General features: G+C 33.4%; 13 protein-coding genes. 2 read left to right on the forward strand and 11 right to left on the reverse strand.

The features are described 5' to 3' along the window. Nucleotides 1-8: 8 nt before the first annotated feature. Complete coding sequence (gene gatD / locus IJE13_RS00900) at nt 9-1,316, reverse strand: Glu-tRNA(Gln) amidotransferase subunit GatD (protein ID WP_292775960.1); 1,308 nt, start codon at nt 1,314-1,316, stop codon at nt 9-11. 294 nt (nt 1,317-1,610) lie between these two features. Here gatD and IJE13_RS00905 point away from each other — a divergent pair, with 294 nt between their 5' ends. Continuing rightward, a complete protein-coding gene (locus IJE13_RS00905; protein ID WP_292775962.1) occupies nt 1,611-2,432 on the forward strand; it encodes a hypothetical protein in 822 nt (273 codons plus the stop codon). Between the two features lie 556 nt (nt 2,433-2,988). Here the strand turns inward: IJE13_RS00905 and nadE are convergent. The 6 genes from nadE to IJE13_RS00935 form a co-directional block, all read right to left on the reverse strand. Next, entirely contained in the window at nt 2,989-3,714 is a 726-nt protein-coding gene (gene nadE, locus IJE13_RS00910; protein WP_292775964.1) for an NAD(+) synthase, read from the reverse strand. 300 nt (nt 3,715-4,014) lie between these two features. Beyond that, entirely contained in the window at nt 4,015-5,508 is a 1,494-nt protein-coding gene (locus IJE13_RS00915; protein WP_292775967.1) for a 2-oxoacid:acceptor oxidoreductase family protein, read from the reverse strand. A gap of 12 nt (nt 5,509-5,520) precedes the next feature. After that, the gene (locus IJE13_RS00920; protein ID WP_292775970.1) at nt 5,521-6,690 is read right to left on the reverse strand and encodes a 3-methyl-2-oxobutanoate dehydrogenase subunit VorB; all 1,170 of its coding nucleotides are present in this window, start codon (nt 6,688-6,690) and stop codon (nt 5,521-5,523) included. Further along, the gene (locus IJE13_RS00925; RefSeq protein ID WP_292775973.1) at nt 6,691-6,945 is read right to left on the reverse strand and encodes a 4Fe-4S dicluster domain-containing protein; all 255 of its coding nucleotides are present in this window, start codon (nt 6,943-6,945) and stop codon (nt 6,691-6,693) included. It lies immediately after the preceding gene. Nucleotides 6,946-7,008: 63 nt separating this feature from the next. Then, nucleotides 7,009-8,685: an AMP-binding protein gene (locus IJE13_RS00930; RefSeq protein ID WP_292775976.1), complete on the reverse strand. Its 1,677-nt coding sequence runs from the start codon at nt 8,683-8,685 to the stop codon at nt 7,009-7,011. A gap of 102 nt (nt 8,686-8,787) precedes the next feature. Beyond that, nucleotides 8,788-9,348, reverse strand: a complete 561-nt coding sequence (locus IJE13_RS00935) for a cupin domain-containing protein (RefSeq protein WP_292775979.1) — start codon at nt 9,346-9,348, stop codon at nt 8,788-8,790. A gap of 501 nt (nt 9,349-9,849) precedes the next feature. Here IJE13_RS00935 and IJE13_RS00940 point away from each other — a divergent pair. Then, nucleotides 9,850-10,119, forward strand: a complete 270-nt coding sequence (locus IJE13_RS00940; protein ID WP_292775982.1) for a hypothetical protein — start codon at nt 9,850-9,852, stop codon at nt 10,117-10,119. A gap of 79 nt (nt 10,120-10,198) precedes the next feature. On the opposite strand, the gene IJE13_RS00945 is transcribed toward IJE13_RS00940, so the two are convergent. From IJE13_RS00945 to IJE13_RS00960, 4 genes are all read right to left on the reverse strand, one after another. Next, complete coding sequence (locus IJE13_RS00945) at nt 10,199-11,569, reverse strand: MATE family efflux transporter (RefSeq protein WP_292775985.1); 1,371 nt, start codon at nt 11,567-11,569, stop codon at nt 10,199-10,201. Between the two features lie 113 nt (nt 11,570-11,682). After that, nucleotides 11,683-12,717 carry a TIGR01177 family methyltransferase gene (locus IJE13_RS00950; protein ID WP_292775987.1) on the reverse strand — a complete coding sequence of 345 codons (1,035 nt, stop codon included), beginning with the start codon at nt 12,715-12,717 and terminating at the stop codon, nt 11,683-11,685. Nucleotides 12,718-12,779: 62 nt separating this feature from the next. After that, nucleotides 12,780-14,015, reverse strand: a complete 1,236-nt coding sequence (locus tag IJE13_RS00955) for a geranylgeranyl reductase family protein (protein ID WP_292775989.1) — start codon at nt 14,013-14,015, stop codon at nt 12,780-12,782. Between the two features lie 104 nt (nt 14,016-14,119). Beyond that, nucleotides 14,120-15,784 carry a PH domain-containing protein gene (locus IJE13_RS00960; protein WP_292775991.1) on the reverse strand — a complete coding sequence of 555 codons (1,665 nt, stop codon included), beginning with the start codon at nt 15,782-15,784 and terminating at the stop codon, nt 14,120-14,122. Between the last annotated feature and the right edge of the window lie 257 nt (nt 15,785-16,041).

Below are 16,041 nucleotides of genomic sequence, written 5' to 3' on the forward strand. Positions count from 1 at the left end.
TACCACCCCTAATTCAAGAAATACTTAAGTGAAGAACTTTCATTCAATTCTCCAGCAACATTGGTTTGAATAATCCTTTTAACTTCATCCACACTTTCGCTTTGGCCTAACGCCCAAGCCAATTTCACATAAGCGGTTTCAGGAGTCATGTCCATACCTGAAATCACACCGGCATCCAGCAAGAGTCTTCCAGTACTGTAAACGTTCATGTTTATTGTACCATATAGACATTGGGAAGTCATTACAACAGGAATGCCCTCATCATTTGCCCTTTGCAATGAATCTATCATATAATCAGGAACATGTCCAAGACCTGTTCCTTCAACAAGCAATCCTTTGTATCCCTTGTCAATATGATAATCAATTATCTCGGACTCAATTCCAGGGAATGATTTGATCAAGGCAACTTTGCTTTCTATATCTGTAAACAATTCAAGCCCGTTTTCTCCACGTTTTGTGTATGGGAGATTGACTGATTTCACTTTACCGTCCCTTAAGAGAGCTATCGGTTCGCTATCAATGCTTCTGAAGGTATCCCTTCTGCTTGTATGCATCTTGCGAACTTTAGTTCCCTTATGAAGTGCACAGTCGCCATCATCCAATGAATTGTGCATCAATACTGTAACTTCTGCAATGTCTGACAAGGCGGCTCCACATGAGTTGTATATGTTTAGGAAAGCATCAGTTGAAGGCCTGTCTGAACTTCTTTGAGCACCTGTTATTACAATAGGGACCGGTGTCTTGACCATGAAGCTCAATGCGGCTGAAGTGTAATGCATGGTATCTGTACCATGGGCAATCACTATACCGTCAGCGCCATTGTTTATGTCATCAGCGATGGACTCTGCAGCCTTTACCCAGTATTCGGGCCTCATGTTTTCAGACAAGATGTTATACAATGCCTTCACATCATAATTGGCAAGATCCAAAAGCTCAGGATTAGCCCTTAACAAGTCTTCTGCGGTGAATTTAGGGTGAACAGCTCCAGTCTTATAATCAATGATTGAAGAAACTGTACCACCAGTAGATATAATGGATATATTTGATTTGTTAGGGTCCTTCTCTATAGTGTCCCCTTCAAATCCTATCTTAGGCTGGTCTCCCTTTTCAATAAGCTCAATTGTTGCAGATTCGATATTCACTCCAACATTATAACCGCTGTCAAGTTTAATTACAATATAAGCGTCCTTTGCGTCTTCAGACCTGTCAAGCAATATTCCCTCATAGGAAATATCCTCTTTTGTTACCTTTATTGTATCTCCAACGGTAACATTGGCCTTATCCAAAAACTCTTTAGAAATTTCTTTATAAGTCATTTGATTCCTCTTAATCTTTTTGAATTTATAATATTAATTAGTATAATTGAATAGATTTGTAATCATTTAAAAATCTATATTATATCTAAATATATTAATTAAAGTATATAATATTTAGTTTGTAACTCCATTTTTTGCGATTGGAAAAGCTAGTCTCACCAAATCAATATGCATATGAACATATGATGAAAAAAATTTTAATTATTCCAATATTAGAAAATAAACAATAACAATCATTAAAAAATATTCATATTTATTTACAATGAAATATAAATACATTATCAAGTGATAAGCATGGAATTAATTAACTATATAAGCCAAATAATCGTTTCAGTAGGAATATTCATCATACTGTGTTTCATAGGAGAGCAATTGAAGAAGATAGTGTTGAAACATAAGGAAAGCATAATGGATCCTAAGGAATATTTCCCTAAGGAAGAGATCCTGTCATTAAAGCAAGTCTATTATCTGATTCTAATCCTGTTCATATACATCTGCATCTTAAACTTCTTTTTTGACAGATTCTCTGCAGTCAGCGGCGAATTACTTATAATTAATTCCTTAATAGACATTATCATATCACTATATCTTGTAATAACCTTCTTTGAAAAATCAGCAAAAGGGAGAATACTCATCATATTCCTAATGCCTTTGGTATCCATATCCACTCTTGCATTTGGAGAATCCTTACTTGGATATTGGGACTTCATCCGTATTCCGGCATTGCTATATTTGGTTGGGGATATCTATAACAGGTTCTTAAGGTTCACTGATAAGAATAATTTGGGAAAACTTATTCTGATTTTGGTAAGCATCATCTTCACCTGTCTCGTTCTGACAATATTTTTAGAGAGTCAAAACCCTATTAACTCTTTGGCTATGGTTTCAAATGCCTTTACAAGCAATGGTTATGCCGTTTTAGGTAGCACCACTTCTGGGGTATTGACAAGCACTTTCCTGGTTTGGAGCGGTTATATAATTTCTGGAGTGGGTACCGCCACATTGGCTGCGGCAATCGTTCACAGAAACTCCAATAAGAAATTTGAAAGATTAGAAGAAAAGATCGACAATTTAGAAAGAATGCTCAGCGAATCCCAAAAAGAAAAAGATCAGTAAAAATGATTGAAAACTAGAAAAATAGAATTTTAAAAAGAATTAAAGAATTAAGTTTTTTTAAAAAACTTAATTGAAAAAATAATAAAAATAATAGTTACATCTATTATTCAATGAAAAACATAGTACTTTTGTACATGCAAATAGTATCATTACATACAGCTTATATGTAATCGAGGATGATATCTCCTTCGTTTAGGAAAACTAACATTCCTAAAAATACTAAGAAACTAAAAAATACAGTCATAAACATTTAGCGACTCCATTTTTTAAGTCCTATAATTTTATAGAACATAAAATGATATAATTTTAATTCTAAAATCATATCTTAACTAATATTATTAACAATCTAGTATATAAATACATACTATTTAAATCCCTCTAATTGTTCGTTATTTCTCAATTAAACAACGAACAATCATTTATTTTTGAAAAAAATCGTGTTAAATCATTACAAATAATTATAAATCGTTACAAATAATTATAAATCATTATAAATATTACAAATCATAAAAAAACAGATGAAAAAATAATACTTTTTTTAAATCAAATATCCCAATTAATCTTGTTTATATTCAAAACTTGGCATAAGCTCCAACTTGAATTTATTCAGATCATGGAGGTAATCGATTCTATCTTTTGTGTTTTTATCACTAATTTCACCGGTCCGTATGTATCTATCCAATACATCATATGTAAATCCAAGCTTCTCTTCATCAGATTGATCGGAGAGTCCATCAATCGGCACTTTGTCAACAATCTCATTCGGTAAATTGAGGCTTCTTCCTATTTCCTTAACTTCAGTTACGGTTAGGTTTGAGAGTGGACTGAAATCACCTGCACCATCACCATATCTTGTAGCATAACCTACCCAATCTTCAGAGAGATTGCAGTTGTTTGCAACCCTACCGTTATTGGATTGTGACACTGCATATAGAACAGACATTCGAATTCTTGGCGGAAGATTTATTCTTGTTTGTTCACTTATTTCAATATCGGATTCAATCATTTGATTTAAAACACCATTGACAGCATCCTTGATATTGATTATATAATGCCTGATGTCAAGATGACTTACAAGAAGCTTTGCAAAATCAATGTCTGACTGGACGTCATTAGGCATCAGCACTCCTATGACCCTCTCCTTTCCAAGAGCCTCTACACACAATGCAGCAACAACAGCGCTATCCTTGCCTCCTGAGATGCCTACAACAGCATTGCATCCTTTACCGTTTTCTTCAAAGAAGTCTTGAATCCATTTAACGCATTGCTCTTTTGCTTCCAATGCATTAAAATTGTAATTTTCAGTGATAATATCTCCTCTATAAAGTTTTAAAAAATATATTCATAAAAAAAATAATTTTGCTTTCAAATAATTATTTCAATTTTTTAAATAATAAATCTTTTTAAAAAAAAATAAAATAATAAAAATGATCAAAAAATAACTAAAAGAGTAATAAAAAAATAAAATAATAAAAAAATAAAAACAATCCAAACAATAGAAAAAAGATTAAAAAAATAAGATAATAAAAAATTGAAAAAAATAAAAAAAGAGTTAAAAAAAAGAAAAGAGAATAGAAATTATTTATTTTCTATTTTCCCTTAACCATTCGGCTCCAGCTTCAAGAACCTTCAAGTTTACGTCAATGAGTTTTGGCTTTGCTGCAAAGGTATCCCTGATACCGTTTTCAAATGCCTCTTTGGAAAGAATAGGGCTGTCTGCACCTAATTCCATCAAAGCACCTAAAATAGCTGTGTTCATGGCCTTTGCATTTCCAACTTCAGTTGCAATGGCTCTTGCTGGAATGGCGATGATCTCCACATCATCCTTTACGTGAAGATTGTCTTTTGTGTAGTTTCCTGCACGTGAATCATAAAGAATGATACCTTTCTCCTTAACGTCAATTGAGTATTTCTCCAAAGCAGGCTTGTTCATTGCGATTAAAATGTCACATTCCTCAACGACAGGAGAACCGATTGTCTTTGCTGAAATGGTTACAGAACAGTTGGAGGTTCCTCCCCTTTGTTCAGGACCGTAGCTTGGATACCAGGACACTTCCTTACCTTCACTGCATGCAGCCTGTGCAAGTGTGAGTCCTGTACTCAATACTCCTTGGCCTCCGAAACCGACAATCTTGACCTTAATGTCATCGAAGTACTCTTCAACTTCCTTGATTTCCTTTGTTCTGTCGATTCCAAACACCTTATCAAGGGTTTCAATTGAGAAATCACTTACAGGCCTTTCCTTAGGTTCCCTTTCCTTGGACAAGTCCCTGAATCTTTTTACTGGGAACTCCTTGCCCATCTCATTGATCAGGAAGTCTTCAACACCTTTAACATCCCTTCTGATATTTGTCGGACAAGGTGACAATGCTTCAATGAATGTATATCCTTTACCTTCCTTTTGAATCATCAAAGCCTTCTTAATGGCTATCTTCGCTTTTCTGATGAGTTTAGGATTTGCAAGAGAGACCCTTTCAATGAACACAGGCGCCTTAAGGTTGTCTATAAGCTCGCACATATGTAACGGATAGCCTGCAAAGTTTGCATCCCTTCCATTTTGGCAGGTAACGGTCTTTTCACCAATCAATGTGGTTGGTGCCATCTGTCCGCCGGTCATTCCGTAAACGGTATTGTTTACAAAGAAGACAGCAATCTTTTCTCCACGGTTAGCAGCCTGCAAGGTCTCATTCAAACCGATGGAAGCCAAGTCTCCATCTCCCTGATAGCTCATTACAATTGCATTGTCTTCAGCTCTTGAAATACCTGTAGCAACTGCAGGAGCCCTTCCGTGAGCGGTCTGCACATTTCCGCAATTGAAGTAATAATATCCGAATACTGAACATCCTACAGGAGAAATCATGACTGATCTCTCTTGAATGCCCAATTCATCCATTACCTCTGCAATTAATTTATGTAAGATACCATGACCGCAACCTGCGCAGTAATGGGTATTGTAAATGTCATTTCCTTTTCTAGGGAAGCTGTCATATAGGGATTCTGGCTTTTTAATAACTCTTTCTTCAATTTCACTTTTCTGTACCTTTTCAACGTTGTCAGTAACTTTAATATTATCCATTCTTTCACCTCCCTAATCGACTACCCTATGATTATAATAATTGTCATTGTCCAATTCTTCCTGATATTCCTTATCGTTAAGGTAAGTTGCGTGATCGTAATCCTTGTCATCACTATGTACCTTGTGACGCTCGTCACTGCCTACCATCTCATAAATCTCATTAAGAATATCCTTAAGCTCAATTACATTTCCCCCCATTCTGTTGACCAAATGAACTTCATCGTAACCGGCAGCTGCCTTCACATCTTCTCTGAGTTGTCCGTTACTCATTTCAACAGAGACGAATTCAACACCTTTATCTGCCAATTCCCTGATTCTGGCTTCTGGGAATGGGAACAATGTGATCGGTCTTAAAAGGCCTAATTTAATGCCTTTTTCCCTTGCAACATCAACTGCAGTTCTTGACAGTCTGCTGCTTGTTCCATATGATACAAGTACGATTTCAGCATCCTCAACCATATACTCCTCATAATCGACTTCATTCTGTCTGATCTTTTCATATTTCTCTTGGATTTCAAAGTTGAAGTCTTCAAGCTGATTGAAATCCAGGAAAATGGAGGTGACCAAATTGTTCATGGTTTCCTTGCTGCCTCTTACAGCCCATGAATCATCGATTTTAGGTTCAATGGCTTCAGTTGGGAATTTCAAAGGTTCAGCCATCTGACCGAGTACCGCATCGGCAAGCACGATTACAGGGTTTCTGTATTTGTTTGAAAGTTCAAATGCCTTCATTGTCAAATCACACATTTCCTGAACGCTGTTAGGTGCCAATACTATATTCCTATAGTTTCCATGACCTCCACCTTTTACAATCTGATTGTAATCTCCCTGCTCAGGACCGATATTACCTAAACCAGGACCTGCTCTCATTACATCCACAATAACTGCAGGCAATTCAGCACCAGCTAGGAAAGTGAATCCTTCCTGCATTAAGCTGATACCAGGTCCGGATGATGCGCTCATGACTCTGTGACCAGTGGAAGCTCCACCGTAAATCATGTTTACAGATGCCTCTTCACTTTCAGCCTGTATGAACTTTCTTCCTACCATTGGGAAATATTTGGAAGCCTCATGGAGAATCTCACTTGCAGGGGTGATCGGATAACCGAAGAAACAATCACAGCCGGCATATAACGCTCCAATGATAACTGCTGTATTTCCTTTAACGATTTGATTACTCATTTAAGCATCTCCTTTAGGTTTTCTAGTCCTTTTAGGAATATGAACTTCGATGGCCAATGGTTCCGGACAGGTGTAATAACAATCTCCACAACCGATACAGCCTTCTCCAGTATATTCTGCATATTGATATCCGCTGTCATTAATCTCTTCACTTAACTTAAGGCATTCCTCTTTACAGGCACTTATACATCTTAAACATGCCTTACAATTGTTTTTGCTAATGACAGGATATGGTTTAACTTGATTTATATTCATTTTTAATTCACTATCCATAAAAATTAAATTTAAATAAATTGATAAAAATTATTTTTTGATTTTTTAATTATTGGTTTTTTGCTCATCCTCAGTTCTGATGATTTTCCTTTGGATTTTACCACTGATTGTTTTAGGCAATTCCTCAACAAATTCAATCATTCTTGGATATTTGTAAGGAGCGGTTTCATGCTTTACATGATTTTGAATCTCTTTTTTAAGCTCTTCACTTGGTTCAAATCCTTTTGCAAGAACGATTGTTGCCTTAACAATTTGGCCTCTTAATTCATCAGGGACTCCAGTAATTGCACATTCCAAAACTGAAGGGTGAGAAATAACTGCATTTTCCACTTCATACGGTCCAATACGGTAACCTGAAGACTTGATGATGTCATCATTTCTACCGACAAATGTGTAATAACCGTCTTCATCCACATAAGCTGTGTCACCACAGTGGTAATAACCCTCATAAATCGCTTCATCAGTCTTTTCCTGATTTCTATAATATTCTTTAAATAAACCTACAGACCTGCCTTCAGATACATCAAAACAGATTTCTCCTTCAGAACCAATATCTACACCATTTCCATCAGTATCTAAAAGATTAATCCTATATGCTGGAGATGGTTTACCTACACAGCCTGTTTTTGATTCCATCCAAATGAATGTAGCTAATGAAAGGGTAGTTTCAGTTTGGCCAAACCCTTCCTTAATTTCAAGCCCGGTGAACTCTTTAAATTTCTTAAATACTTCAGGAGGCAATGGCTCTCCTGCAGTGGTTGCATATTGAATGTCTGAAAAGTCAAATTGGGACAAGTCCTCTTTAATCAAGAATCTGTAGATTGTTGGAGGTGCACAGAAAGTATTTACCTTGTTTTCGATAATCTTTTCCATTAAGTCCAAACCATTGAACCTTACATAGTCATATATGAATATTGCTGCACCTGCAATCCATTGACCATATAGATTACCCCATACCGCTTTACCCCAACCTGTATCAGCAGAGGTATGGTGAACGCCGTCTTCTACAACATTATGCCAATATTTGGCAGTTATTAAGTGTCCAATTGCATAAGTGTGAGCATGTGCAACCATTTTAGGGTTTCCAGTAGTTCCGCTTGAGAAATAAATAAGGAATGTTTCATCTTCATGAGTAGCATCTTCACCAGTTGGCCTTTCAAATTCATCACTCATTTTAGCGATTTCCTTATCAAAATTAAACCAGCCTTCCTTATCAATATTTCCTACAAGAGCTTTTTTAAGCTCAATTCCAAGCTCTTTTTCACAAGCTTCAAAATCTGGAATCAATTGATCCTCTTCAACAGACACTACCATTTTAATGCTTGCATTCTCTACCCTATATGTTATGTCATGAAGCTTTACCATATGAGTGGTTGGAATAGCTATTGCACCTATCTTATGAAGTGCAACCATACAGATCCAGAATTCATATCTATTTTTTAAGGTAAGCAATACTGCATCTCCCTTATTGATTCCTTGGGATTTAAAGAAGTTTGCAGCCTGATTGGATAATTTTTTCATATCTGAAAAGGTAAAGACCTTTTTCTCATTGTCATCACACCAAATCAATGCGAGTTTTTCTGGGTCTATCCTTGCATACTCATCCACTACATCAAAACCAAAGTTGAAGTCCTTTGGCACATTAAATTCAAAATTATCGTAAAAATCCTTATACGATTTAAAATCAACCCTATTTACAAAGTTTCCTAGTAAAGATGTCATTATATCACTCTATTTAATCTAAGCTAATACTCCCCTTGAATATAGCATTTTATCCTTCTTAAATTTTTAAATTCTTTTAAATTTTTAATTTGTTAGTTTTTATTACATGATTACAGCTAAGAATTTAGCCTTTTCATCATTTAAAGCAATCATTGCATGTTCACAAGTTGCATCAAAGAATATAGAATCTCCTTCGTTTAAAATAATTTCATTGTCCTTAATGAAAATTTTAACAGTGCCTTCAAGAATATAATTGAATTCCTGACCTGCATGTGAGTTTAAAGAAGGAATAGCATCTTCTTTAGGATCAACGGTCACAATAAACATTTCAGCTTTTTTATGAACAAATTTTTTGCATAAGTTTTCATACTTATATTCTTTCCTTCTATCAACAGCAAATCCCTTATCTGCTCTTGTTACATCAAAATAAGTCATACGAGTTTCTTCACCAGTAAGAATCAATGCTAAATCCACTTTGAAAATCTGTGCAATTTGGTATAAGAAACTAGCTGGAATGTCAATAATACCATTTTCATATGAAATATAAGTTTCTTCGTCTACATCAAGTTCTTTAGCAATTTCTTCTGTTGTAATATCGGACAATTCTCTTAATTCTCTAATTCTCATGCCGATATCTTTATTTACGTCACTCATTTTAACCAACTTTTGATATTTTTGTTTTAAATAATTCGTCTCTTTTATATTTTATAATTCACTATAATATTTATATAATATATATAATACATAGCATTAAGTAGATTTGTAATTAAACTAATATAAATATTATGGTAAAAAGCACTTAAAAAGTATAAAATTTTAATAAAATTAAGTTATATTCTTTAATTTACTAAATTAAGATAATTATTCAAGCAATACCCAGATAAAAACTTAATATGGTTAAATCAATTGAAATAAAATAAAAAATTATGTTTAGCCGCAACATTCATAAAAAAGTTTATATTATATGAAACAATAATATAAACTAAATATTATGAAATTTGAATAAATTTACATTATACTAACAAAATACATTAAGCTAATTATAAAACAAATGGAGGGACTAGTATGGTAAATAGAGAAGACTGCGTAATATTTAAACAGGAATATGGAAATGAATTATTAGTTAATCAAGCATACGTTGGAATCAGAACAAAAGAAGATGGAATGATGTCTTTTAACCTCAGAGTTCCTAAAGATCAAATCACTGATATTGAATCATACTTTAAAGGATTTAAAATCCCTGAACCAATTCTCATTGACATTGCATGCACTGGAAATATCCACTGCTATTTCAAAGGAATTTCACCAATCATTGAAAAGCCTGATTATTCCTTCATTTCAGTTACTGTTCAAGAATTAAAACAAGAAGTAGTTGATGAAGAACAGGAAATTGGCATTCCTGCACACGAATGTGTTGGCTGTGGCTTACACTAACTATTTAGCTTTTTTACTTAGGAAAGATAAAACTCTTTCCAAAATCTTTTTTTATTATTTTAACCCTTATTTTATTATTTTAACTCTTATTTTCACACACTTTTTTAAATTTTCTCTCATAGATTTTTATGAATGAAAATCCAATGAAACATCCTAAGATCATACCGATTATTGCACCTAAATAAACGCCAAATATTCCCATTTTAAATACAATACCCAATAAGTAAGCAAAGAAGACACTTAAGACCAATTCTCTTAAAATAGTCAAAGCCAATGACTTGAATCCTGCACCTACGCCTTGATAAACGTAAGCTGCAGTTGCTCCAAATGGTATGAAAAGGTTATAGAAAACCATTATTCTAAGGACTTCTGCAGTTCTTGTTATCATTTGAGGATTTCCATTTATAAAATTGAAATATTCTGAAATTGGATAAGCGAAAACAAAGAATATAGTGCAAATAATCAATGTTATAAGAAAACTGATGAAAGTTGAATAATTGATTGTTGTCTTGAAATTTTCAAAGTTTCTAGCCCCATAGGCAATTCCTGAAACTGTTATTGTGGAGACTCCAATAGCTATGCATGGTAGGAATCCTATTGAAACAAATCTCCACACAACTGTAAAGACAGCCACTTCCAATGTTCCAGCAGTAATCATTATCAAATAATTAAAGCAAATCGCTACAATTGAATAAATCACTTCTTCACAGCTTGCAGGCAAACTAACAAGAAGAATTTCCTTATAGATTTCCAATTTTCTATGATAATACTTTAAACTTAACTTTATGAAAGTGTCTCTTTTTATCAAGTACCAATAGAGCATCATTGCCAAGTTTACAAATGTTGACAAGACAGTGGCAATAGCTGCTCCTTTTATGCCCCAATTGAAATAATAAATGAAAATCGGATCCATAATCATATTTAATATTGCATTGAAAACCAAAGGCACAGTAGCTCTTTTTATCTCTCCCTCTGCTCTAAAAAGACTTGAAACCACTGCAGGAAAGAGTATTATATAACTGGTCAGGAATATGATTATTCCATAATCCATTGCATAATCAATTACTTCACCAGCACCGAAAAGAATAAGCAAATCCTTTAAAAAGAAAATGCCTATTAATAAAATAAGAATAGAAACTATTGATGCAATTATGATACTATGAATAGCTGCATTATTTGATTCCTCATATTGTTTAGCGCCAATCAAACGTGAAATCAAGGAATTTGCACCTGCACCTATCCCAACACCAAAACCAATAATCACCAAGTACAATGGGGACATGAATCCTAAAGCAGCAAGGGGTTCTGAACCAAGACCGCTAACCCACATGCTATCAATTAAGTTATTTGCAAACATTAAAAGCATGGACAATATTGTGGGATAAGCCAATCTATTAATTGCTTTTTTAGGGTCTCCTATTATTGATTCAATGTTTTTATTTGTTTGCATTTTAAACCTCAATTGTTAGATATTATGGAGAAAAATAGGATTAAATGAAAATAGTTTACTATCTTATCTACATAGTAAACTAATTATTAAACTAAAAAAATAATAAAACCAATTTAATTAATTTTAGCTATTACAGAAATGATACGAGTTAAGCTTCTATGCATTTTAATCTCATACCTTTCCAATAATTCGAACCCTACATCATTGAGGAGTGAATCGATATCCAATGAATGTGGACTAGCCATGACTAAAAGTGCATCTTTTTTCATACTGTGTTCGATTGATTGAAGGAATTCAGAGAAAATTCCAGAAGCACCTTCACCACAGGTAGTTGTAGATATTCCATAAGGAGGATCGGTTACAACCGCATCGACTTCCTCATACATTTCAAGTTCACGAACATCAACAACATGAGTCTTATAGTCAGTGACTCCAGCATATTCCAAATTGGTTGCTGTACCCTTTTTCATTTTCCAGTCAATGTCACAGCCAATGACCTTACATCCTATAAGCCCTGCTTCAATAAGGATTCCTCCAGTACCACAGAAAGGATCAAGCACCAAATCTCCTTCCTTGACTCTAGCCAAATTAACCATGCATCTTGCTAATTTCGGGCTCATGCATCCAGGATGGAAGAATGGTCTTTTATGAGGTTTCATCTCTTCAAAGTACTTCTTATTGAGCTGATATTTGCCAAAACACAAATAAACATCATTATGATGAGCTACAACTCTAATAAATGATTTAGGATTAGATAGATTAACTGAAATGTCATCTGTATTAGTTAATATCAAATGTCCCACTTTTCTTTCAGTAGCTACAGTATCTATTTCAGTATTGAAGCGTTTTACTCTAACTGCAAAGTTTTCATCAATAAATTGAGACCAGTCAATAGATTTAACAGTTTCTTCCATAGCCTCATAATCACATTCATCTATCAATTGATGAACTTCATGAGTATAGCCTAATCTTCTAACGAATATCTTATAGTAATCATCAAAAACATTTTCATCAAGATTTCTTAAAATGACCAATCCTGGACAAACTATTTCCATTTCTGTCTCAATCTCTTCTATTTCCAAGACAGCTCTAAGTTCAGCCAATGGCAGTTTGTCATGTTCCTGAGATAAGATTAATAATAAATCCATTTTTTTATCTCCAATTTTATGTAATTCCAATTTTATGTAATAATAAGTATTAAATATAAGTGTTATAATAACCAAATTTTAGCCAATTCCCTTTTATGAATAGCTGGCAATAATGATTGAATCAACCCTCTTTTTAAAAATTCCTTTACAAGAATTGATTGATTATCCATATCCCCATATTCAGAGATTAATTTATCGGCCTCTTTTTCTTTTAATTTTACAAAGAAATAATCCAAATCCTCATCTGATAATGTGCAGAATGTTTTTTGAACCTTAAATTGATAGGAAAATTCCTTTAGGAATCTTTTTTCAAAATCTTTTTGATAATCTTTGAGAATATCCTGTAATATCTCTCTGTCATTTTTATCCATCCTTCCAGGACTTATAGAATTAAAACTTTCTGAATTCAAAGCATTTACAATAGCCTTTTTAGCCATTTGAACTGCTTCAAAACCTATTAAAAGACCTCCACCAGTAGTGGGTTTAAGCTGTGAAGCAGCATCACCAATAATCAATGCCCTATTTTTGTATAATTTATTGTCCTTATTGTAAATAGGGATTTTTCCTTTATACTTTTCAATTACCTCATAATTTTCATATTTAAAATCATTTTTTAAAAAATCATCCAATATTTCATTTTGCCTTTTATAATCATAAATTGAAAATAAACCAATCCTAAAAGTATTTTCATCTACTGGAATCTGCCAAATGAATCCTGGAAACAAATCCCCATAGGCATATAAGTCCACAAATGATAAATTGTCATTTCTTTTTTCTATCCTTACCAAATATTGGCTTGCACAATAATAATTGAATTCATTTCCAATTGCTGAAGAAACAAGTGAGAGAGGCCCATCTGCACCAACAATGATTTTGGAACTTATGGTTTTTTCAGTTGAATCATTTTGAAATGTGACTTTTCCCTCCAAATCATCAATAGACACTACTTTAGAGGATAAATAGGAGCCTACACCATTTTCAATAGCCCTTTTGTATAGGAATTGATCCAATGCAACCCTATCGATTATTAAAGCCTGGTCTTCATCTTTGGAAACTGTTAAAGAATGATTTCTGCTATGTAAAAAGGCACCTTTTGCCTTATTAAATATCAATTCTTCGGGAAACTGATTGAAATCCAATGCTCTTTTATTGATTATTCCAGCACATTGCAATGGTAAACCTATAACTTTCTTCTTATCAATTAGAGCAACCTCAATGTCTTCTTTAGCCAATTCATATGCCAAAGTAGAGCCTATTGGGCCTGCTCCAATAATAGTCACATCTACATCAAAACTCATAGTTTACCCTGCATAATTAAAATAAAAGATTTTCAAAAAAGTGAAAAAATTAAAAAATAAATAAAGAATTTTAAAAAGATTTACAACACAACAATGAAAATAGATTATCTCTTGAATTTTCTGGAATGCTTTGCAAAGAGGTCATCGGGAGTTTTTTCTCCCTTATCCTTTTGATTGGCATCATCAGATTCTCCATTATAGTGATTATAATTCTCATAATGATCATCATAGTGAGAAGCAGAACTGCGGGAAGACCTTTTTCTGGATTCTCTAGGACTCATATACTTATAATCTATCTCACCATCACCAGAATATGCTCTTGTATGATTTGCATCATAATGTTGAGGGTTAGAACCATAATTTTGATTTCTTCTATTCTGTTTTCCATAATTCTCATTTTGCCTATAATCTCTTTGATTATAAGAATCATGGCGATTGTCATAATGATTGGAATTATAATTATGATTGTTATAACTATCTCTTGACCTGGAATCATGATATCTTACAGTATTATGCCTATCATCATAATCATCATAATATCTGTCATCATAGCCATCATAATGCCTATCATCATAGCTTCTATCATATCCTCTAGAGCCATAAGATTGATTAGGATTGTCTCTAAAGCGATTATCATTAGATGGTTTGAATTTGATATTGTCTCCCATGTCTTCCATAGCTTGATTTATGGTAGTGTCAAACTCTGCATCGGAGATATCATCATAAACATCCTCATTCTTATCACTTGAAAATGGATTCAATCTTGAAAGTCTGGATTTCTTTTCAATCTTAGGAGGCTCTTCAATATCCTCAGCATATTGGTTTCTGCCATGAATATAATCGTCATAATCTCTTTGAGCATCTAAATTATTTTGATGGAATTCCTCATAATTATTTGCAAAATACTTGTCAGGATTTCTTGAATAAGAGTCCTTAATAGCTCCTGAATACTGATGATGATGTGAATCAGGCCTTCCTCTAGAGCCATATTGATCATTGTAACTCGCTCTAGAAGCCCTATTGTCCCTATAATCCATATCCCTTGGATAACTTCCATAATCATCATAGCCATCATAATTATCATAATAGCTATCATTAGAACCATACTCATAACCAGAATTGTAATTGGAATTATAATTAGAGTTATAATTAGAATTATAATTAGAATTATAATTCGGATTGTTTCTAGAGTTTCTTGCTTTGCGTTTTATATCCCTAAGCTGTCTTTTACGCTCTTTAGCATCAACCAATTCCAAATCATCCAAGTCTTCCATACGCCTATAATGACCTGGTTCCTGATGTGGTCTTATTGGATTGAAGTCATCATCATAAACATTGCGATATCTTAAATGAGTTCCTCTCATATTCTCAAATATGATGTCTTCAATCTTTTTAGGACTGGAAACATCCTTTAATTCCATTTCCTTTCCATCATATGCACTATATAAGGTTATTGTACCTACTGAAAATATTTTTCCAAAAAGGCTTTGGGAACGGCTAACATCCTGAATAGTGTTGAAAGGCATGTAGTTTTTCTTTTGCAAGAGTATGCCCTTTTCAACGATCACCCTACTTTCAGTGATTGTATACTTGATTGAAGTCCAGATTAAAAGCTTTAATATGATGTATAGCAATACAATCATTATTAGGATAAACACAGCTATTGCAAAATAGCGTGTCATTGGAACTTTGGTTGATTCAATCAAATAGACATTCATGTTCCCAATGTATTGAATTCCAGCAGAATACAAGAAAAATAAAAATCCCAACACAAACATTGATATTAAAATTCCTTTTGAATAGACAAAAATATTAGGTTGTGCCTCGTATAATATTTTTTCATGAAATTCTTCTTTTTTATCTTTACCAAACATTAGTTTATATTTATAATTTTTATTTTAAATATAGTTTATGTATATTATATATAATTTATATAAAAATTATAAGTGAAAAATAGCTAAAATAATAAATTGGGTTAAAATAAATAAAAATAGTTAAAATAAATAAAAAAAGAAATAAAGAAAAA

This window comes from Methanobrevibacter sp., from assembly GCF_017410345.1.
In the GTDB taxonomy this organism is placed as follows: Archaea; Methanobacteriota; Methanobacteria; order Methanobacteriales; family Methanobacteriaceae; genus Methanobrevibacter.